The organism is Sporocytophaga myxococcoides, from assembly GCF_000775915.1.
Taxonomy (GTDB): domain Bacteria; phylum Bacteroidota; class Bacteroidia; order Cytophagales; family Cytophagaceae; genus Sporocytophaga; species Sporocytophaga myxococcoides_A.
Window position 1 is genome coordinate 118,468 of the sequence record NZ_BBLT01000003.1, and the last position, 20,382, is coordinate 138,849.

Consider the following 20,382-nt stretch of genomic DNA (forward strand, 5'->3'; position numbering starts at 1 on the left):
TTTATATAAAAAAGATTATGTTTTTTATTGACAGATATAAGAAACTTTAGAAGTGCTTTCAGTGGATCCGAGAAGTGTATTATGTTTTGTCCTGACTTCTGTAACGTTTCCTTTATCATCATAGCTGTAGCTTATTTCATCTGATAAACCAAACGGATAAGTAACTTTGGTGACAGGATTCTTTGTGCTCTTGCCCGTTGGGATAGGATTCGGCTTAGATCCAGTAATGTCTATTCCAGATTTGTTTTCTACACTTGTGTCATAGTCGTACTTCGATATATAAAGCATCATCGATTCACCCAATTTAAAATAGGTGCTTTGTAATACATTTCCTCCGGAAACTTCATAAGTAGTTACATAGGCATCTTTGGAAAGAACTTCCCCTAAGGTATTATAAATATAAGTGTAAATGGTCTTTTTGGTTAGATAGCCATCGTTGTTATATTGGTAGTAAACAGAGTCATAAATAATGGAGTCGCTACCTATTGTTTTGTTAAAGCTTTTTGCAGCATATCCATTCTTATTTACTTCGATTTTAGAAGTACCTTGCAATCCATTAGGCCCAAAGGTGTAGGTTCTGACATAGGCACTGTCGTAATCATATGTTGTATATACACCAGATGTATTGTCTGTCAGCTTAGTGATTTTCCCATCTGAGGAATATTCACTTGTTGACAATAACTGATCATTAGCTCCTTTAACCTCTGCTACTTTACATGGGTTTGCTGGTGTAACATCAGAATCTTTATCCTTCTTACAAGAAGCAAAGCACAGCAAAAATGCCATTGCGGAAATGGATAAATATGAAATATTTTTTTTCATGGATTATAGTTTAATTCTTTAAAAATACCTGTTTTTGATAAAAGAACCAATTTGGATGTTAGAAGCACTTTTGCTTTAAAAAATTAAGAAAAGCAGATAAAATTTAAAAATCAGGAATCAGAATTCATCAAGCAATTCCTTTTCCTTGGTGGTAAGGCTGTCTATCCCCTTTTCGTTAATTTTATCAAGAATCCTGTCAATGTCTTTTTGCTTGTTAAATTTCCTGAGATTGTATTCTTCATCCTTTGTCATATGCGTCTTTCCGGAGGTAAAAGAAGAATTAATCAAAAGGATTTCAGGCATTGCCAGTATAAAATATAAGAATGTGACTGTAGGCGCAAGAAGGCACAGAATAGGTATGTAATTGTAGAAAATGATCTCAGGATTCATTGCTATTGCAACCAGAATTCCTGTGAGAGCACCACCCAGATGGGCATCATGACCGATATTTCCCGCATTGGATTTTATTCCATAAATGGAAATAGCCACAAAACTCAACGCAAATAACCAACCTGGGATTTGTGCTGGTATAAATATCAAACCAATTGAGATACCCGGGAAAATAGCAACGGAGGCGAAGATTAATCCGCATATTGCTCCTGATGCACCGATGGCACTATAATCTCCATGGTTTCTATGAATAAAGAGGGCAAACAAATTTCCACCGAGAAGACTCAAAAAGTAAATCGTAAGGAATTGTCCTGATCCCATTTGGCTCTCTAATGCTTCTGAAAAAGAAAAGAAAGCGTAAGTGTTAATAATCAGGTGGAACCAGTTTGCATGAAGGAAGCCAGATGAAAACAACCTTTTGTAGTCCTTGTAAATTAGGATGTTGTCAACTCTAAAAAGGTATTTCTCAAAAAAATCCTTCTGCTTAAATCCCCGGTAAGAAAAATATACCGTGAGAAACATTATAATAACACTAAATAGTAGTGCTGTGTTGGTTGAAAACGCGCCCATTTTTGATTTTCGGTTAATAAAGCACCTTTATAAAAATAAGGAATTTCAAGGAAAATCGCGAATAGTTGTGCCAATAACCTCCTTACTCCATAGATCAAAAATTTGGGAATTTTTAAGAGGAGAACTTTTAAAAATCAGTAATTTCCTTTTTTATTTTTTCAAATTGGCTATTCGTTATCTTTTGGAGCTCAACAAAATCTATTTGATTCATTTCATATAGTAGAATAGCGTTTTCCAGACTAAAGGTACAAGCCTCAAGGTAGAGAATTTTTGTATGTAATCTTCGTAAGTAGATATAATTGGTTTCTTTGTTTTTCTCCATAGCATTTTGAGTTTAAAAAGTTTAAATATAGGTACAATTTTACATATTTCAAGTATAATAATACTTGTTTTTTGTTAAAATGGACTTTACATGTGGTTATTTTTACATTTAGATTTACCCTGTATCATGAAGGATCTTGGTAACATTTTAAAATCACTCAGAATTTCAAAGGGAATCAGTCAGGATGCTCTGGCTTTTGAAATAGAGATTTCACTTTCTACCTATTCAAAATTAGAAAGAGGATTAACCGATATAACACTTTCCAAGTTAGAAAAGCTTGCAGCTTTCTATGAAATGGATGTTGTAGAAGTTCTTTTGTATGGGTCAAGTCCGACGGTTATTCCTAGTATTTGTAAAAAGCTAATTGAAGAAAAGGATAGAGAAATTATGAACCTTCAAAAAGACTTGATTGAAGCTTTAAAAAAAAATATTTAGATATCAGATCTTGTTTTTAGGTATAATTATCTGTAAGTCAGCATATATTTATATTTTTCATAGTTCCTCATTACTTTTTTAGGGTGAAAATAGTTTTGACATATAACTTTACTCATATCTTTTATTTTTATAGATTTAACATGTTGTAAATAAATAATTTAATCATAATTTAACCGCCAGTAAAAAATGATTGATTTATCTCTCGTTGGGAAACGGCTGAAGCAATTTCTTGATACGAAAAGGATGAAAATTAATGAATTAGGGAAGGCCAGTGATACTGCCGGAACTCAGATTTATAACATTATAAAGGGAAAGAAATACGGTGTCGACAAGTTTATCAGTGTCGTTCGAGAGGTGCCTGAGCTTAACCTTTACTGGTTATTGTTTGAGGAAGGGGAAATGTATAAAAATAATAATAAGGTTACAGACATTAAAGAAAAGCCTGAATATCTAAAGATGGAAATTGAAAATCTCAGATCCTTAATTAGTTATCAGGAGCTTACTCTGAATGTTTATAAAAAATCCTTGGAAATGGCGGTATCTACTAACGAAGATCTTAAAGAACTGCTGGATTTTTATCAGAAATTATTAGAAAAGGAAAAGAGTGGATCGGGATGAGATCTATATAAATAAGGACAGCTATGGAAATTAATATTAAAGCATCTGAAGTGGGGGAGAATATTGCAAGGAAAAATGTCGAGATTATAAAAATTAAAGGGAAGATTTATGTTCAGATGGATGACCTCGATCATGGAGAAAATTTAATGATTCTGGCAGATTCTCTTTCTGCTGAAATGATAATACTCCAGGATCGGATTAAGGTCCTGGAAGAGCGCTTGCGGATATTGGGAGCCTCTAATTTGTAATAGGTGAATTTTTATCAGCTGGGGAAATTTTTTTTTATTCTGGATAAATAAATAAACTTGATTTATCGTTTACATTGTAATTTTCTGATAGTTGAACAGTGTTTTTAATTGTGTTATCTTTTTTCTTAATCTTTTTGCTATGGACTTAAAACGCAATCAAACGAATGAACTTTTTATAAGAAGGTTGCATACAAAAATTCTTTATATTGAAGCATGTGCCTTTAGCCTGGAGAATGCCATTCTTTTGCATGAAATGGGACAAATGACTTTTGAGGAGTTGGAGGCTCATGTTGATGCGCAACTCAAAAAAATCATTAAGGAGGTGAAGGTAGAATAGTGTAACATTTTTTAGTAGAGATGAGGTTTTTATGGATTTAGAAGTGGAGACTAATTTTAATCCATAAATGAGAATATAGTTCTCCAGTCATTTTTCATACTGGTGATAATCCAATTTTTATCTGAAGCCATTACAAGGGCATGGTCCAGTTTTCCCAACAATGTGTCTTTGGTATAAGACCATTCCCTTAGTGCATCATCATGTTTAATAATCATTCCTAAAGAAGGTTCTCGTGATGTTACCCATTCAAGCATTTGGATGTCTCCATCAGAATTCCCGAATGCAGCTATTGGTTGTTGGCCGATATTTGCAAAAATGCCAACAGGCTTACCTTCTTCATCATCTATGAAGTTTATCTCAGGTAATCTCCAAAGCTGTGGTTGTCCATCAACTATTTTATATTGTGTTTTAATGCTGCTACCAATGACTTGGGAAGGAGGTATGCCATAAATAGCCTTGGACCAGGGCCTGATAAAATCGATTCCCCCGCCAGAAACAATATAGTTTCTAAAACCGCTTGATTTAAAATATTCCAGCACTTGCAGCATTGGAAGAAATACACATTCAGAATATAATTTTTCAAACCTTGGGTGTAAAGCTTTTGAAATCCATGCTTTTATAAGCTTGTCAAAATCAGAGGTGGTCATTCCGGCGTGAGTCGCCATAATCATTTCAGAAATCGCTTTTAGCCCTCCGGAAAGAGCATTTTTTAAATCTCGTTGAAGTAAAGCCTTAAAAGGTTGCTCTTTTTTCCACTTAGGATGTTGCAATGCAAGGTCATCTATACGGTCTAGCAAAAAAGCCATCTGAGAATAGTATGGCTGCTCTGTCCAAAGAGTACCATCATTGTCAAATACAGCTATTCTGTCTTCCATTGCTACAAATTGAGCATTTCCTGGATCTGTTACTTTTTTAATAAATTCTATTATTGTTTGTTTAGCCTGACCATTGTTCCAGGAGGGAAGCGGATCTTTTTCTCTTGATTTTCCTTTATTAAAAGTTGCTTGTTTGTTTTGTTCCGCCTCCCTGTTTTTCATTTGTTATATGTTATATAGAATTTCAGATTCTACTATGAGAAGCTATTTAGAATGTTAATTGTTCGGGTATTTACAATGGAGGTGGCACAATCAGAAGGAAGTAACATTTTCCTTTATGACCTGTTTTATCCGATAAATAAAAATTCCAATGGAGCAGTTTTCGTACGTGTTCACGATTTTTTTTATCACAATAGGACCTCTTAAAATCATACCTTTATTCTATGGAATGACAATAGGGTTGGATGAAAAAACTCTTAGGAAACTTGCGTTAAAAGGAACCTGGTTTTCGCTCATCATTATTCTATTGTTGGTGCTTGTTGTCACCCAAATGCTGAAGGCTTGGAGAATTTCTATCCCTTCTGTGACTATGGCCGGTAGTATATTGTTATTTATTTCTTCTTTAAGAATGATTCTGGCCTTTAAATCTCCCGAAGCCGCTGCTAGACAAGGGACTGAAATGGAAAACGAACCACATAGCCTTTCACCTAATGAATTATCAATGAAAGCTCTTTCTCCTCTGACTGTTCCTCTAATTATTTCTCCAATAGGTGTTGCAGCTATTATTGCCGCTGCAAGTCTGGCATTTGAAAATGGAATTGAAGCGGATGTTATGGTAGTAGTTGCTCTCCTTCTTATCGTATTTTTGAATATTCTTTCAATGATCTTTGCCCGAAAAATTATGAAGGTAATTAGTATGCCTGCATTTTCAATAATAGGATGGCTCCTGGCAATTCTTCAGGCGGCACTTGCTGTTCAATTTATGGTAAATGCATTACACAAGTTATTCCCGTGATTGGATTTGTTTTAGGATGTAAAACTATCATGAAGTAAGATGATGAAAGGAGTATGAGGATTTTTTAAGGGCTTTAAGTATAAAAAAGGGGCTTCTGTCGTAGCCCCTTTAATCAATTATTATTTTATTATTGTTACTTCTTTTTCTCCTTATCATGTTTAATTGAATTAGCAATGATTTCATCTGCCTGTTCATAGGAAACCCTCTTCGCAATAATCTCCTGCTTGTCATTAAGAATATAAAGAACAGGAGTAGCATAGATATCATATCTATCTCTAAAGCTTATGGTATGATCTGGGTCATAAACGTTGGTCCAGGCAAGATCATTTTTATGAATGAAGTTTACCCAGTCTTTGTGTTTTCTGTCAATATTTACTGCATATACAGACAATCCTTTGTCCTTATATTTCAGGTATACTTCGTAAAGCTTAGGAGTAGTTTTCTGACAGTGACCGCAGTTTGGATCCCAGAAGTATACAAAAGTGTATTTTGATTTCTGATCGCGCAGTCTGCGGTAAGTTCCTGTTGAATCTTTCAGCATCAGATCAGGAGCTTTTTTGCCAAGTAAAAGAGGCTCAAGAATCTGGGCTCTTTGTACAATTTTAGCAAGTGTTTCTTTGTCAACCCAATAAGCTTTTCCCGTTTTGTAGTATTTATTGACCATGTGCACAAATACAGCATCGGCTCCCATCAGCTGAGATGTTTCATGTTTGGTTGTGATGTACCATACTGTGTATTTAAAAACCTCTTTGTTTGCCTCTGACTTTTTAACAAGGTTATCTGCAGCGGCATTGATGGAATCTACATTAGGATAAACAAGGTGTTCAAAATACTCTTTTAGTTTTTCATGGTAAACAGGAGTTTTGGTTATCCTGTCATCAGAAAAATCGATGTTATCAAAATAGTGGTCTTTATAGAATCTGTAGGTAAATAGGGAATCTCCTTTGGCTTTTGCCGCTGCTTCATCTGCAGGAGAAACTTCTACAGGCATCATTGCCTTAAAGAGTTTTGCCACAAAAGTTTTTGGGTTATTATTAATGACACTTAATCTGTAATCATTTATCTCTTTGCTTACTGCTTTCATTTTATCTTTAATATCCGTAGAATCTTTCTTGGATTTAGCATCAGCAAGGCTTTTCTGAAGCTTATTCATTTCTTCTCCTTTCGGATTAAGATATTTCAGATATTCATAAAACAGAGTGTTTTCCGTGGATCCTGTAACTTTCATGTTTTTTACATAGTCGGCAGTATCGGTTTCCATAGCGAATTTCTGTTCGTTGATGAGCACTTCAAAATATCTTTTATCCGGAAGTACTACAAGATAAATGCCGCCCTCGAGAGGTGTTGTTCCTTCGAAAGTAAAATTTCCTTTTGAATCAACCTTTGCGGTGTCTTTAAGGTATTGTTTGTCCCCGAAGTGATAAGCAAGGAGGCATGTGGTATCTTTAATGCCCTTCACTTTTACCTTAATTGAATAAGCAGGCGGCGTTCCACCTGCAAACGCATTGACAACGAACAGGGAGAACAATAAAAGTAATGTGTTTCTAACTCGCATAGTTAATATAAATCAGTATTTATTGAACGCAAAATTAATAATAGTGCTTTACGAAAAAAGAGTTTATTCCCTAAACGCTATCTTTATGAATTGTTTTGGATTTGAAATGACATTTTTTATGCCAGATAGCAAATTATAAATCCCATTTACAGGCTATTAGTATTTTTTTCTTAAGTCATTGGTATCATTTAATGTCAGATCAATAAAAGTGAAAATGTTACTAAAAATGACCTGCTGTTATCGAAGATTGATCTTTATCAAAACAATCTGTTTTATCGTATTTTTTTAACTCCTTAATAAGAGTTTAGGTGTAATTAGTAACAACTAAAAATGACCCAGGATAAAAGTTTTTAATATAATTCGCGCAAGATCAATTTCTTAATATATTGTTCAGCTCTTTTTCCAATTTAAGAGCCATTGGAATAAGTATCTCATCTTCAACCATTGAGTGTTTCTGAAGGTCTTTTGAAAAAATCTCCAACTGAATCAAAAATATTCTATAAGCCATTACCGGCTCCCTTTGATTTGCGGCCGCAAGTATAATTTCTTTTATGCTTTCAAGTCCTTTTTCATGGTCATCATGACTATGGATGAAGGTTGAAATGGAGTATTTGCTCAGTTTGCTGTGTACATCAAACTTAAATCCCTGCAGTTTTGTGGTTTGCAGGTATTCTATATATGGAAAAAGTTCAAGTTCTTCTTCCCAGATGTGTTTGATAAGGTCTTCTTTATAAGTAAGAAAAAGTGAGCCCGAATGTACAAGTGAGGGAGAACCAGGGGCATAGTCTCTGATAAGATTTTCTATAGAGAGCTCAATTTCAGGAAGTTTTTTGCTCAAATAATACTCATGGGTCTTTTTCAGATAGTTGAGTATAGATGTGAGACTAAATGACATCAGCTCCTGGGTAGGGAAATCAGTATTTTCATCAAAAGCTTTCAGAATACCAATAACAAAGTCCGGATTCTCTCCATTTAAAAGACAAGCTTGCTGCACACTCACATTCCAGGAGGGTAGTTTAAAATTAAATCTCTCTACTACACTTTGCAGAAGCCTGTTTTGAGAAATTATGTCTTTTAAAGGTGTGTCTTTAGTAATCATTTCCGTTAATGATAATTAAACTTTAACCATCCCAACAGAAGCCGAAGCTGCTCCGGAAGCTATATAAGGAAATTTTTATTCAAATGTTCTTGATATCCAGTTTCCGTTATGAGGTACTTTTCTTTAAATTTAAACAAATAATGCCTCCTGTAAAATAAATCTTTTTATAATCTTTTTTCTTCCCATCATAATTTCGATAAAAGGAACAAAGTTGTTTTCCGAATAACATTCTTTTACAAAGACCTTTAAGTCAGCTGGCTGGTGGCTATCCCCATTGCTGCCTTTTAGTTTAAATTCAATTGAATCGTTTGGCATTAAAATATCTTCATAATCATTAAATTCAATCATTTGAATGTTTTTTATATATTGATTAACAAGGACATTTTTTGAATGCCTAATCCCGATTTAAAGATTTTTTTCGATAAAGTCACTCATCTTTTTATATAAATGGAATCTGGTATAACCTCCGTAAATTCCATGATTTTTGTTGGTATAATAGAATAACTCAAATTGCTTATTGCTGTTTACCAAAGCATCGGTCATCATCATTGAATTCTGAACATGAACGTTATCATCAGCTGTTCCATGTACGAGGAGATAGTTACCTTTCAGTTTTGCTGTATGGCTTAATGGAGAATATTTGTCATAACCTTCAGGATTTTCTTGCGGAAGTCCAAGGTAACGTTCTGTATAAATGGTGTCATAGAATCTCCAGTTTGTAACAGGAGCTACCGCAATGCCGGTCTTAAAATAATCTGCTCCCAGGGTCATGGCTAGAGAAGATAGATAACCTCCGTAACTCCAGCCGAAAATTCCGATGCGGTTGGCATCAACATAGTTAAGGCCGGAGATGTATTTTGCTGATGCAATAAGGTCTTCGGTTTCATATTTACCAAGACTTTTTTGTGTGATCTTTTTTATTGCAGTTCCTCTTCCGCCACAACCTCTTGGATCCACGCTGACTATGATGTAGCCTTTTGCAGCCAAAGCCTGAAACCAGTAATAGTTTGGTCCCATCCACTCATTTTTAACTGTCTGGAAGCCCGGACCACCATAGACATAAAACATTACAGGTAACTTTTTTCCAGTTGAAATTTCTTTTGGCTTTATCATCCAGCCATCAAAGGAATCACCATTAGCAGATTTAAACTGGAAAAATTCAGGCTCAATGATGGAGAAGGAAGACATTTTCTGAATTAATTCCTTATTTTGTGTAACGGGACGTACCTCTTTTCCTGATTTATTGAATATGGAAGTTATATGAGGAGTGCTGATGGTACTAAAGATGTCCAGATAGAAATTCTTATTGGAACTCATTTCTATGTCATGTGTTCCTTTGCCGGAACTAAGTTGTTTTTTGTTTTTTCCATCAAAACCGATCACATAAAATTGCCTTTCCAGGGGTGAGGCTTCGGTAGAGGTATAGTAAATCTTTTGTGTGGCTTCATCAATTCCTGAAAGTTTCTCGACTTCCCAGTTTCCACTGGTAATTTGCCTTACTTCTTTTCCTTCAAGATTATACAAATATATGTGTCTGTATCCTGATTTTTCGCTTGTTAAAACAAAGTGGTTGTTATCAGCCAGGTAGGTCAGGTTGTCATTGATCTCAATATATGTGTCGGATTTTTCTTCATATCCGGTATTAATTTTTCCTGTGAAAACATCAGCATGCAAGATCTCCATATGGTTTTGCAGTCTGTTCATTCTTATAAAGCTTACCACAGAAGGGTTTTTGGTCCATTGAAGTCTTGGAATATAAAGATCTTTTCCTTTGCCTGAGAAAATTTCTTTGGTTTTGTTTTCCTCTGTGAAGTAACATGATACGCTAAGTTCAGAGTTTTTTTCACCCGCTTTTGGATATTTAAATCTATAATCTGTAGGATACAGACCATCCCAAAGTTGCATATTGTACTCTTTAACATCGGATTCATCAAAAGTAAGGAAAGCTATTTTTTTGCTGTCTTCTGACCAGGAAAAAGCTTTGGTTATTTCAAATTCTTCTTCATACACCCAGTCTGTACTTCCATTAATGATTTTATTGATCATTCCGGTGAATGTGATTCTGGTTTCTTTTCCGTCTGATACAGATGTAAAATATAAATCATTGTTTTTTACATATGCTATTTTCTTTCCATCAGGTGAAAAGGTAGGATAAGCTATTTTTTCTGAAGAGGATAGTGGAGTAGCTTTTTTAGTGGTAAGGTTAATGAGATAAAAAATACTTTTGGACGATCTTCTGTATATTGGTTCTGTAGCTGAGGCAACGAGGAGCATGGTTTCGTCAGGGCTAAAAAAATATTCTTCTATATTTAATTGATACTGAGTAGTTAATTCAGAGGAAGAGAATATGGTTTTTACTTCTTTTCCATTTTTGGCATCAAATTGGATAACGCGCTGAATTGTATTATCGCTGACCAGTTCAGTATAGTAAGAATCATTTTTCATCCAGGCAAAACCCTGAGGAATTTCCGGACGAAAAGTGCCTTTGAGCCAGATGTCTTCTATCCCGATTGGTTTTTTGGGCTGTGAATAAGTTAAGAAATGTGCGAAAAGTATTAATGTGATTAAAAAAAATCTTTTTAACATAATTTTAATAAGTTATTATTTCTTTGTGGTGATTTAAAACAAAATAAGAATGAAACGGTTTAAAAATAGGTATTTTTTAGATCGATTTTGAAACATTTTCCCAGAACAAGAGTAACAGAAAAAGTTATATATTTACCTTTAAAACATTATAAACTTAAAACAATCAAACAATTTAAAAAAAGTATGAAAAAATTCTCAAAATTCTTTTCAATGATGGCGCTTGCGGCAGTTGCACTTTTATCTAGCTGTTCTAATGAAGATGATCCGAAGCCAGCACCAAGCCTTGATTTTGTTGCAGGAACAGGATATACAACTGGTGATGTTACCTTAGCTCCAGGATCAACTCTAAAAGTAAAATGGGTTGCTAACAAAGGTGACAAAGACATGGATAAATTCCAAGTTACAATTAACAATGCATACCTAGTAGATTATGCTCCTGATGGCGCAGGCTCAAATCCATATTCACTTAAAGGATCTAACCAAAACACTTATCAAGGTGAAATTTCAACAGTAGTATCTTCAAATGTCGGTAATGTAGAAACTTACACATTTACAGTTACTGATAAAAATGGAAATTCTACAAGCAAATCTATCAAAGTAACAATAGGAACTGTTCAAACTGGTGCAATTGACACTTGGACAGCTGTAATTCTTGGTAACGAAAATCACGCAACACTTGGAAGTTTTTACGATGCAGAGGGTAATGTTGTGTACACTCAGGCTGCTGCAAAAACAAATGCATCAGCTGTGGATTTTGTTTTCTATCATGGACAAGCTAATGGAGCTTCTATGGCTGCTCCAAGCAATACAGATGCCTCAGCAGTTTTTACAGGTCTTACAAGCTGGGCAACAAGAAATGCTACTAAATTCAAATCTACAAGCTTAACACAAACAGAATTTAATGCTGTAACCGGTGCAAATGTGCTTGGAGAGGCTGCAACAGGAGCTACTGATACACAAGTTACAAATCTTTCTGTAGGAAAGGTATTTGCCTTTACAACAGTTGGAGGAAAATCTGGTTTAGCTTATGTTAGCCAACTTTCTGGTTCTTTTACTGCTTCTGGTACAATCACAATTACAGTAAAAATTCAGAAATAATCCTTAGGGAATTATATATTATGATAAGGGCTGTCTCAAAAGGGCAGCCTTCTTCTTTTATATGCAAGTAGGTAGGTATACCTTGGTATGAATGTAAAACTTTCGGAGGAACAAAAGATTAAACTACTCAACTCAGACGACGTCTACAGCATTATGCAGGAGATTCTTTTGCGGGAAAAGAAAATTGACCGCAACAAAGAACACTTCTGGACAATCGGTCTCGCAAATAACAATCAGATTTTATATATAGAACTGATCAGCTTGGGTGGTACCAGCAAAACTATTGTTGAGCCGATGCAGGTTTTCAGAGTTGGGGTTTTAAAAGGAGCTGTGAAAATGCTTCTGGTGCATAACCATCCTAGTGGAGATCTGATTCCGAGCGAGCAGGATAAAGATATTACAGACAGGCTTCTTCAGGTAGGAATTATCCTCGATATACAGGTGATTGATTATCTTATTATTTCTGAAAAGTCATTTACAAGTTTTTTAGATATTGGATTGCTGGATATATTAAAGAAAAGCAATAAATATGTTCCGGCTTTTGAACTGGAAGCACGAATAAGGAAAGAAGCAGAAGCTTTGGGTGAGGAACGGGGAAAGTATATTCGAAATGTTGAAATCGCTAAAGAGTTAAAGAAAAAAGGTCTGGGCGATCAGGTGATTGCAGAAGTGACAGGGCTTTCGATTGGAGAAGTTGAAGAGCTGGATTAGTTGTTGATGTCACCCATTGAAGTGATAATATGAATATTTCGCAGATTATTGACTGATGCCTTCGCTTCAAGCGAAGGCATCAGTTTTTCCGTTACCCGGAGTCCTGCCAATTTTCTAATCAATTATTTTCAATTAAAACTTATTGGTGGTTTTATCCACTGGATTGCTTTAGGTGGAATGAATAATCCACATCTTTATTACAAACCAGTTTAAGACTTGCTCTATTAAGTCTGAGAACTTTTCCAGATTGACTGATGCCTTCGCTTCAAGCGAAGGCATCAGTCAATCCGATAAGTAGCATCCTCCCAACCTTTCCAATCAATCAAATTCAATTACAAATTTATTCATGATTTTATCAATTGGATATCGCTTCTGGTGGAAATCAATATAGCCATCTTTATTGCCAAACCAGCTCAATACTTCAGCTCTATTGAGTTTGGTTTTTCTTTCAAGTAAGTGGCTACGATAGCTGGAGTGTTCATATTCACGAAAGTCTTTTACAAAACCATGTTTTTGAGGATTAAAATGTATATACCAAAGAAGTTTTGAAAAATAAGTATCATTATCTACCTCTAATCTATGGAAAGGTTCTTCGAATAATCCGCCTGTACGACTGTATCGTTTATTGAAGGCCTGAGCATAACTTTTGAACAAACAGCCAAAGGAATTACTAAGATGCCATGAGACACTTTTTTGTGATGCCTTTGCTTCAAGCGAAGACATCACTATTTTCATAACATCTTCTTCACTATTGGTTTTTATCAAAAAGTGAAAATGATTTTTTAACAGACAATAGGCATAGGTATCGGTAAAAGGTGATACAAACTGAGCATACTTTTTAAGGAAAAAAGAATAATTTTTTTGTTCTACAAAAATGTTTTGTCCATTGATGCCCCGGTTTTATATATGGTAATACCTATCCGGAAGCAAAGGGGGGTTGCGGGTTTCCATTAGCTGGTTGATTTATCTTGTAATTGATTCAACAAAGATAATAATTTAGCAGTGGTTGCAATAAATGGGCTCTGATTTTTAGTTGGATACGACTGATGCCTTCGCTTCAAGCGAAGGCATCAGTTTTCAACTTAGCTAGGAATTAAATGTTGAGCCGAATAGACTCCTATATTCGGCTCAACATATTCTATCATAGGGCAAATAATTCATAGAATAGGTTTAACAAAAAGCGGAATAATGATTGTCACTTTCCTTTTGGACGTATTATTTTGGTAAGTCTTTACATTCATTCAGCACCTGATTGATTTATTACCTTATTTTTTTCTAAAAGACTACTTAAGAGTATTATTTTCGTTCCAGTAATAAACTGCAAGAGCATTCTTTATATAATATGAAGGGACCTATTTCCCAGGTAATCAATACAAGAGTATTCAGGAATTTCATTCGAAATAGAAAATACATTAGGTTAATCCTGAGTAGTATTGCTTTACTAACAATGTCATATTTTGCATTTTTTCATAAAGAAGAATTGACACTTTTCCCCTCTGCCCAAAAGCTGAATGCAAATTTTTATACCGATAAGAATGACAATGGACAATCCTTAGTTATAAGCTCCATTCACAATGACTCCGTTATTGGATTTCGCTTTATACTGAAAAAAGGATTTGTATTGCCATATGCGGGAATTAATCTTGCCAGACCTGAATATCAGGTATTGGATGTTTCTGAATATAACAGATTGGAAGTTGAGGTTTCCTCAAAAAACGTATCTGATCTTCTGATTTATTTAGTTACAAAGGATAAAAATGTCAAAGATACAAGCAACAGGTTGAGGGACAGACATTCTTCAACGAATATTGAGATCACGAAAAAAAGACAAACGTTACTACTGAAATTTAAAGAATTTTCTACTCCTGACTGGTGGTTTACAGCTATTGGTCAACCTAAAAGCGACTTTTCAGATCCTGAATGGAACAGAATGAATCAACTATCTTTTTCCACAGGTCTAAATCCAAAACTGGATATGAAGAGCCTTCTTGAGTTATACAAGGTTCGCTTTTACCGAGATAATACCATTGTTATGCTAATTATGGTTTTATTCGAAGTATTTATAATTGCGGGACTTTTTATTAGGTTTTATTTCAAAAGCAAAACTGACGGGAAGAAAGCTTTTTCTGTTGATGTTCGATATAAGCCTTTGGAAACGAGTGAGAAATCAGATACTGGTTTTAATTTTCTGGATTTCATTAACGAAAATTTCAATAATGCTGAACTGGACCTTTCTCTTGTTTCAAAAGAATCAGGTGTAAACCAAAGGTTCATTTCAGAAACCATCTCTGAAAAGTTCAATTGCAATTTTAAAACTTATGTAAACCAGATAAGAATAAATGAAGCAAAAAGACTTTTGAAAGAATCTGACTTTAATATAGGTGAAATCGCCTATGCAGTCGGTTTCAGCAGTCCCGGGAGCTTTAACCGGGTTTTTAAAAGTATGACAGGCAAGACCCCATCAGAGTTTCAGGAAGGTTCTGGACAGTAGTAAATTGCATATTTTGTGAAGTGTTTTTCTGGTTTTGTGAATAGTTTAAATTAGAAATATACCATAATTGTGCTCTATATAATTATTTAACCAATTAGAACCAATTCCAACTTTATGAAAATAAAAATACTGTTTGTATTAAGCTTGCTAATTGTTGTCTTCAATTCCTATGGCCAGGATTTTGTGAAAAGGGATGGCAAAAAACTCAAATATAAAGGTGAGGAAATATTGCTGAGAGGAATGGCATTTGGTAATGTTGTTTATAATGACAACTTTTCTCCATCGCTTCACCATTCAGAGATTGATTTGCAGAGGGTTCATAATTTAGGAATGAATGCCATCAGGTTTTATTTGAATTATAAAACCTTTGAAAATGATGCAAATCCATATACATATAAGCAAAGTGGTTGGGACTGGATCGACAAAAATGTGGAATGGGCTAAAAATCATGGTATTTTTCTGATACTTAACATGCACGTGCCACAAGGAGGATATCAGTCAACGTGTGGAGGTGATGCTTTATGGACTAACCCTGAAAATCAAAAGCGTCTGGCTGCTCTTTGGAAGGCAATCGCTAGTCGTTACAAAGACGAACCTCAGATAGGAGCCTATGATATTCTGAATGAACCAACTCCCTCTGGTAGCATCCAAAATTGGAGCAATCTGGCTCAAAGAATTATAGATAGTATCAGGAGTGTTGATAATAACCACCTTATAATTACAGAAAGAGCATTGGCTTTGGATTGTGATTATAGCTATTCAGATGCAAACAACAATTACCCGCAAATCACAGAGGAAAATTTGATGTACACAGTTCACCTGTATGATCCTTATGAGTTTACGCATCAAAATCTTGACTGGGCCAATACAGGCGAAGGAGGAAAATACCCGGACGAGAATTTTATAACAGCTCCTTCTGATGCTACTTATTTTACAGGGAATTACACTAACCCGTCAATTGGCTCTGGCACCAAGGATTGGACCTATTTTACTGGCAAGCCTTATACTGTCATTGATGATGAAGTAATTTTGGGACGTGTAGTATTCGTATCTAATAAAATCGGAGCCGGCAAGGTATATTTTGACGATTTTGTGCTAAAAGAATTGGATGCCAGTGGGAATGAAATAAGAACTATTTATTCTGAGAATTTATCTTCCGGAACTTATTGGTGGTATTCAGCGGATGGTACAGGAGCTTATAAGGAAGAAAGCTCTGTTGGTCACAACGATAATTATTCAATTTCAATTTCTGGAAATCAGGCAGCGGCAACTGTAATCTGTCCTAATTTTAGCTTTAAGTCAATAAAGGGTCATAAATACGTGGTAAGTGGCTGGATGAAAGGCGAAAATGTACCTGCCGGGGCGACTGCATCTATTACAACAGAATTTTATAATTCTCCTTCTAATACCCAGGTTGGGGCCAGAAATTATCAGTTTCTCGTGGAAAAAATTACTGCTTATTCAAAATATATTGAAGAAAAGGGGTATCCTGTATACTTTGGAGAGTTTGGCGCTGCGAGAAATACGTTTGATAATGATAAAGGCGGAGACAGATGGGTAGCAGATGCACTGCAAATTTTTGACAGTTTAGGGTATCATTTCACCTACCATTCTTATAAGGAATCTTCGTTCGGATTATATGACGGATGGGATAAACCCGTGGACACGACTACCATTAATACCGCCCTTGAAAAAGTTTTCAGAGAATTCTTCGGCACGACCACAAGTCTTTTTTCTCCTAAAGGAGATCGTAAATCTTCTTTGTTGCTCTATCCAAATCCTGGAAGTGAGTATCTGAATATTGGTAATCCGGAAAATATTAAAATTTCTAAAATTGAGGTCTGTGATTTATTTGGAAATGTGGTGATATCATCTTCAGAAGCTTCAAGATTAGATATTCATTCTTTGGCAAAGGGAAGCTATATTATTTTAATGCATCATTCAGGTGGAGTGATGCATGGGAAGTGGATAAAGCAATAAATCATTTTTACTGATGACTTATTGATGCTTTGCTCCACGTGAAGCATCAATAAGTCTGTTTCATTTTAAATATTTCAAATCAATCAGATTCGATAATAACTATCTCGAAAGATTCAATTCGAAAATAACCTTAACAGAATCATTTTTTAGTTAAATTGGTATAATAGTCTATTAGTCATATATTTATATGGTAACTATAGAATTATGCAATCTGTAAAAACCCAGAACAAGAGCTTACCACAAAGGAAAACCGACGCGCAAATTGCAAATCAGAATCTTGCATATGGTAAAGTAGCGGATCAAAGTCTGTTTGACAATTCAAGTCTATATGGAAAAAATGTAACACAAATGATGAGCAATGCAATAGCTGGAATGCATTATTCAACAGTGCCTATTCAGCGAAAGCATGAAAAAGAAGTGGCACAAAGTCCACAAAAAAATGAGTCGCCAGAGAAGGTGAACAATACAGGAATGCCTGACAATTTAAAATCAGGTATTGAGGCAATGTCTGGTTTGTCTATGGATGGAGTAAAGGTTCACTACAATTCAGATAAACCCAAGCAGTTGAAGGCTCTTGCCTATGCTCAAGGCAATGATATTTTTGTTGGAAGCGGGCAGGAGAAACATTTGCCACATGAGGCCTGGCACGTGGTACAACAAAAGGAAGGGAGAGTAGAACCTACAAGAAAGCAGAATGGTCTAAATATTAATGATGATAAGGAGCTGGAGAATGAAGCGGATAGGATGGGTAATAAAGCTATGCAATTTAAAGGTTATGGAACTCCGGTAACCGAAAAAGGGGCTTCCGGATCCTCAAATACCGCACAACTATATATTGAAAGCGAACCAAGTGTATTACTAGATATTATTAATAAATTGAAAGAGGCTTATAAGGACAAAGTTGAGTTTCCGGTAATCCTTAAAGAGGCTCTTGATACCTGGGTAGTGAATGGGCAAGGCAGGTCCTTCAGTGAGGAAGTTATTTATACACTTGATAACTTTAAAGAAAAACTTAATCTCAATTTTCTTTGGGCCAAAATTAACAAGCTGGAAACTGAGAATGAAGTTTACCTGATTGACGCGGTTAAGCGTTCCACTGAAAAGGTAAATAAGATACAGGGTAATGCTTATCAATATCCTCATAAACTTGGTTCAGGTAAGGATGTGTATGGGAATGAGAGGGAAGGAGTCCCATCTTCTGATACAAGTAAAGCATTAGCCAAAGATTTAAGAGATGAGTTGGAGAATAAAGAAGTCTGGAAATACAAATGGGATAAAGGTAAAGGTGAAAGAGTACCGGCTGGATATATGATGGGAGTTGCAATTACAAGTTCTGCCACATTTGCTGCGTATTCAGGAAGTGTAGAGCCTACTTACAAAGGTAATAAACCTACGTTTACTGATGTCGCAAGGACTAAAAACTTTACAGTTAAGAAAGATCCGGTAAGTGTAGATTTAACAGACTTGTCCAGGAGCGTTTCAGGTTCAACTCCGGAGGGCGTGGTTGAATGGCATGATGACAATGAAAAACATGATTATAAGGTTGTAAAACAGGATGGAGAAAGTGCAAGTGCAGAAATAGGAAGCTGTGCTGGAACTAAGCTGGCCAAATTATCCCCTTTGTATATGACCGAAGTTTGGGTTGGGCCAGATAGCAGCAGTGGAGTAAAAATAAACGACAACGATGGCAACTCTAAGAAGTATAATAATGAATCAGAAGAGATTCCTTCTTGTCTCAATTGTCAGTTTGTGATTCCTATGCTTTTGGATAATGGAGATATAGTTGAATTGCAAAGTGAGAGGCTAAAGACTACTTTGGTAAAAGTCACGAAAGAGGTGATGTATCTAGAAGCTCTTGAAAAGATAAATAAGGAGGAAGTTATTAGTCAGGTGATAACATTCATAAGCTTGCCAAATGCCAAACTTTTACGAGGCTATGAGGAGGACGTTAGAGACGAGATAGGAAATAAGTTTGATGAAGAAATTGACAGGTTAAAAACGTCAAAACCTTCAGTTCAGGATGTTATGGGTATCGCAACCCGAATTTACGGGAGGCAGAAAAAATGGATGGATTTTGTCAAAAAGGTCGAGGAGCAAAGAATTGAAGAGGCAGTTGAAGAAGAGAATAATGTAAATGAGGATATAAGTCAGGAAATTCCCGTAACAAGCAATTTAAATGTAGCAAAAGGTGGCAGTAACAAATCAAAAAGTAAAGCAAAGAGGAGTGTAAAAGGAAAAAGGAAGAAGAATCGGCAGGTGGAAAAATCTGAAGAGAAAAATTCTATTAAAGGTTTTGCATGGCTTTTGGTGCTGGTCGTAATTTTAGCAATTTTGAGTGGTTTATACACTCTTGGCAGTGGAAATAAGGATAAGAATCACTAAAGAGATATATGTATATAACCTCGTAAGAACTACTAGGAAGATCTATTGAGGTCTTTAGTGTGGTTAGATATTATAAATATCCATGCATCAAACGACGCCATTTGAAGGATAGTTACCCACACAATTCAAGATATTTCTCAACCGCTTTCAGCGTCTCCTCTCTTTTTTCAAACATACCCATGTGTCCGCAGTCAGAGAAAAAATGTACAACGCTGTGCTTGGGAAGGTAGCATTGCTCTAGGTTTTTTTCCAGTGGTACTGGTCCATCGTCTTTGCCCACTATGAATAAAACCGGGACTTGAGTAGTTTTCAAAACATCTGTTCTGTCCTTCCTGTCCCGCATTGCTTTGGTTGTTTCAATGATCGATATTATGGAAGTGTTTCTGGTTGTTTCAATCATTGTTTGAATTTCTCTTTCCAGATTCTTCCTGTTCCTCATGAAAAAAAGAGGCTCAACAAAGCTGTCTGCAAATGGAGCAACTCCGTTTTTCTCAATAAATTGAATAGTCTTATTTCTGTTTTCCTGCTTTTCCGGGCTATCTGCAAAAGCCATTGAATGAAAAAGACCTAGCCCCTTAAGCATTTCAGGATATTTTTCCGCGAAGGCAAGGGCGACATATCCACCCAGAGAATGCCCGATCATAATGCATTCTTTTACAGAAAGGTCTTTTAGAAGGCTTCTGATCTCATCGGCAAAGTATTCCATGCTAACAGGAGTTATATTTAAGGGACTTTCACCAAACCCTGGTAAGTCAGGAGTGATTACATGATAATTGCCTTTTAAGTGATTTAAGAAGTCTTTCCATAAGGATTTTTCTTCACAGAATCCATGTATAAAAACAACAGCAGGCCCGCGACCTGCTGATTTGTATTTTAAAGATGATATAGCCATTAATTTTTTTTGATAC

General features: G+C 35.5%; 19 protein-coding genes. 10 read left to right on the top strand and 9 right to left on the bottom strand.

The window, feature by feature from the left end:
- Positions 1-24: 24 nt before the first annotated feature.
- A complete protein-coding gene (locus MYP_RS08355) occupies positions 25-822 on the bottom strand; it encodes a hypothetical protein (protein WP_045461530.1) in 798 nt (265 codons plus the stop codon).
- A gap of 117 nt (positions 823-939) precedes the next feature.
- Entirely contained in the window at positions 940-1,782 is an 843-nt protein-coding gene (locus MYP_RS08360) for a rhomboid family intramembrane serine protease (RefSeq protein WP_045461533.1), read from the bottom strand.
- Between the two features lie 412 nt (positions 1,783-2,194).
- Between MYP_RS08360 and MYP_RS08370 the strand changes: the two genes are divergently transcribed.
- From MYP_RS08370 to MYP_RS08385, 4 genes are all read left to right on the top strand, one after another.
- The gene (locus MYP_RS08370) at positions 2,195-2,539 is read left to right on the top strand and encodes a helix-turn-helix domain-containing protein (protein ID WP_081990447.1); all 345 of its coding nucleotides are present in this window, start codon (positions 2,195-2,197) and stop codon (positions 2,537-2,539) included.
- A 186-nt stretch (positions 2,540-2,725) separates the two neighbouring features.
- Positions 2,726-3,157, top strand: a complete 432-nt coding sequence (locus MYP_RS08375) for a hypothetical protein (protein WP_045461542.1) — start codon at positions 2,726-2,728, stop codon at positions 3,155-3,157.
- A 23-nt stretch (positions 3,158-3,180) separates the two neighbouring features.
- Entirely contained in the window at positions 3,181-3,405 is a 225-nt protein-coding gene (locus MYP_RS08380; protein ID WP_045461545.1) for a hypothetical protein, read from the top strand.
- A gap of 139 nt (positions 3,406-3,544) precedes the next feature.
- Positions 3,545-3,742: a hypothetical protein gene (locus MYP_RS08385; RefSeq protein WP_045461548.1), complete on the top strand. Its 198-nt coding sequence runs from the start codon at positions 3,545-3,547 to the stop codon at positions 3,740-3,742.
- A 56-nt stretch (positions 3,743-3,798) separates the two neighbouring features.
- Here MYP_RS08385 and MYP_RS08390 read toward each other — a convergent pair whose 3' ends face one another.
- Positions 3,799-4,779, bottom strand: a complete 981-nt coding sequence (locus MYP_RS08390; protein WP_045461550.1) for an HAD family hydrolase — start codon at positions 4,777-4,779, stop codon at positions 3,799-3,801.
- Between the two features lie 148 nt (positions 4,780-4,927).
- On the opposite strand from MYP_RS08390, the gene MYP_RS08395 reads away from it, so the two are divergent.
- Positions 4,928-5,572 (top strand): MarC family protein, encoded by a 645-nt coding sequence (locus MYP_RS08395; RefSeq protein ID WP_045461553.1) that lies wholly within the window; start codon positions 4,928-4,930, stop codon positions 5,570-5,572.
- Positions 5,573-5,705: 133 nt separating this feature from the next.
- Here MYP_RS08395 and MYP_RS08400 read toward each other — a convergent pair whose 3' ends face one another.
- From MYP_RS08400 to MYP_RS08415, 4 genes are all read right to left on the bottom strand, one after another.
- On the bottom strand, positions 5,706-7,127 hold the full coding sequence (locus MYP_RS08400) for a TlpA family protein disulfide reductase (protein WP_045461556.1): 1,422 nt from the start codon (positions 7,125-7,127) through the stop codon (positions 5,706-5,708).
- A gap of 370 nt (positions 7,128-7,497) precedes the next feature.
- Positions 7,498-8,226: a hypothetical protein gene (locus MYP_RS08405; protein ID WP_045461560.1), complete on the bottom strand. Its 729-nt coding sequence runs from the start codon at positions 8,224-8,226 to the stop codon at positions 7,498-7,500.
- A gap of 129 nt (positions 8,227-8,355) precedes the next feature.
- A complete protein-coding gene (locus tag MYP_RS08410; RefSeq protein ID WP_045461563.1) occupies positions 8,356-8,574 on the bottom strand; it encodes a hypothetical protein in 219 nt (72 codons plus the stop codon).
- 57 nt (positions 8,575-8,631) lie between these two features.
- The gene (locus tag MYP_RS08415; RefSeq protein WP_045461566.1) at positions 8,632-10,812 is read right to left on the bottom strand and encodes a S9 family peptidase; all 2,181 of its coding nucleotides are present in this window, start codon (positions 10,810-10,812) and stop codon (positions 8,632-8,634) included.
- 183 nt (positions 10,813-10,995) lie between these two features.
- Between MYP_RS08415 and MYP_RS08420 the strand changes: the two genes are divergently transcribed.
- Both MYP_RS08420 and MYP_RS08425 read left to right on the top strand, forming a co-directional pair.
- Positions 10,996-11,910: a hypothetical protein gene (locus MYP_RS08420; protein ID WP_156140427.1), complete on the top strand. Its 915-nt coding sequence runs from the start codon at positions 10,996-10,998 to the stop codon at positions 11,908-11,910.
- A gap of 87 nt (positions 11,911-11,997) precedes the next feature.
- Positions 11,998-12,621, top strand: a complete 624-nt coding sequence (locus MYP_RS08425; protein ID WP_045461572.1) for a JAB domain-containing protein — start codon at positions 11,998-12,000, stop codon at positions 12,619-12,621.
- A 318-nt stretch (positions 12,622-12,939) separates the two neighbouring features.
- On the opposite strand, the gene MYP_RS08430 is transcribed toward MYP_RS08425, so the two are convergent.
- Positions 12,940-13,386, bottom strand: coding sequence for a hypothetical protein (locus tag MYP_RS08430; protein WP_156140429.1), 447 nt, complete (start codon positions 13,384-13,386; stop codon positions 12,940-12,942).
- Between the two features lie 577 nt (positions 13,387-13,963).
- On the opposite strand from MYP_RS08430, the gene MYP_RS08435 reads away from it, so the two are divergent.
- The 3 genes from MYP_RS08435 to MYP_RS25675 all read left to right on the top strand — a co-directional run bounded on the left by MYP_RS08435 (position 13,964) and on the right by MYP_RS25675 (position 19,474).
- Entirely contained in the window at positions 13,964-15,112 is a 1,149-nt protein-coding gene (locus tag MYP_RS08435) for a helix-turn-helix domain-containing protein (protein ID WP_081990448.1), read from the top strand.
- A gap of 114 nt (positions 15,113-15,226) precedes the next feature.
- Positions 15,227-17,092: a cellulase family glycosylhydrolase gene (locus tag MYP_RS24870; RefSeq protein WP_052430039.1), complete on the top strand. Its 1,866-nt coding sequence runs from the start codon at positions 15,227-15,229 to the stop codon at positions 17,090-17,092.
- A gap of 204 nt (positions 17,093-17,296) precedes the next feature.
- Positions 17,297-19,474 (top strand): eCIS core domain-containing protein, encoded by a 2,178-nt coding sequence (locus MYP_RS25675; RefSeq protein ID WP_081990449.1) that lies wholly within the window; start codon positions 17,297-17,299, stop codon positions 19,472-19,474.
- A 112-nt stretch (positions 19,475-19,586) separates the two neighbouring features.
- On the opposite strand, the gene MYP_RS08450 is transcribed toward MYP_RS25675, so the two are convergent.
- Entirely contained in the window at positions 19,587-20,366 is a 780-nt protein-coding gene (locus tag MYP_RS08450; protein WP_045461577.1) for an alpha/beta fold hydrolase, read from the bottom strand.
- Positions 20,367-20,382: the final 16 nt, after the last annotated feature.

Excerpts from the sequence above, each read along its gene's own strand:
- MYP_RS08355 (WP_045461530.1), bottom strand. The coding sequence starts at position 822 with ATGAAAAAAAATATTTCATATTTATCCATTTCCGCAATGGCATTTTTG.
- MYP_RS08360 (WP_045461533.1), bottom strand. The coding sequence starts at position 1,782 with ATGGGCGCGTTTTCAACCAACACAGCACTACTATTTAGTGTTATTATA.
- MYP_RS08370 (WP_081990447.1), top strand. The coding sequence starts at position 2,195 with ATGTGGTTATTTTTACATTTAGATTTACCCTGTATCATGAAGGATCTT.
- MYP_RS08375 (WP_045461542.1), top strand. The coding sequence starts at position 2,726 with ATGATTGATTTATCTCTCGTTGGGAAACGGCTGAAGCAATTTCTTGAT.
- MYP_RS08380 (WP_045461545.1), top strand. The coding sequence starts at position 3,181 with ATGGAAATTAATATTAAAGCATCTGAAGTGGGGGAGAATATTGCAAGG.
- MYP_RS08385 (WP_045461548.1), top strand. The coding sequence starts at position 3,545 with ATGGACTTAAAACGCAATCAAACGAATGAACTTTTTATAAGAAGGTTG.
- MYP_RS08390 (WP_045461550.1), bottom strand. The coding sequence starts at position 4,779 with ATGAAAAACAGGGAGGCGGAACAAAACAAACAAGCAACTTTTAATAAA.
- MYP_RS08395 (WP_045461553.1), top strand. The coding sequence starts at position 4,928 with ATGGAGCAGTTTTCGTACGTGTTCACGATTTTTTTTATCACAATAGGA.
- MYP_RS08400 (WP_045461556.1), bottom strand. The coding sequence starts at position 7,127 with ATGCGAGTTAGAAACACATTACTTTTATTGTTCTCCCTGTTCGTTGTC.
- MYP_RS08405 (WP_045461560.1), bottom strand. The coding sequence starts at position 8,226 with ATGATTACTAAAGACACACCTTTAAAAGACATAATTTCTCAAAACAGG.
- MYP_RS08410 (WP_045461563.1), bottom strand. The coding sequence starts at position 8,574 with ATGATTGAATTTAATGATTATGAAGATATTTTAATGCCAAACGATTCA.
- MYP_RS08415 (WP_045461566.1), bottom strand. The coding sequence starts at position 10,812 with ATGTTAAAAAGATTTTTTTTAATCACATTAATACTTTTCGCACATTTC.
- MYP_RS08420 (WP_156140427.1), top strand. The coding sequence starts at position 10,996 with ATGAAAAAATTCTCAAAATTCTTTTCAATGATGGCGCTTGCGGCAGTT.
- MYP_RS08425 (WP_045461572.1), top strand. The coding sequence starts at position 11,998 with ATGAATGTAAAACTTTCGGAGGAACAAAAGATTAAACTACTCAACTCA.
- MYP_RS08435 (WP_081990448.1), top strand. The coding sequence starts at position 13,964 with ATGAAGGGACCTATTTCCCAGGTAATCAATACAAGAGTATTCAGGAAT.
- MYP_RS24870 (WP_052430039.1), top strand. The coding sequence starts at position 15,227 with ATGAAAATAAAAATACTGTTTGTATTAAGCTTGCTAATTGTTGTCTTC.
- MYP_RS25675 (WP_081990449.1), top strand. The coding sequence starts at position 17,297 with ATGCAATCTGTAAAAACCCAGAACAAGAGCTTACCACAAAGGAAAACC.
- MYP_RS08450 (WP_045461577.1), bottom strand. The coding sequence starts at position 20,366 with ATGGCTATATCATCTTTAAAATACAAATCAGCAGGTCGCGGGCCTGCT.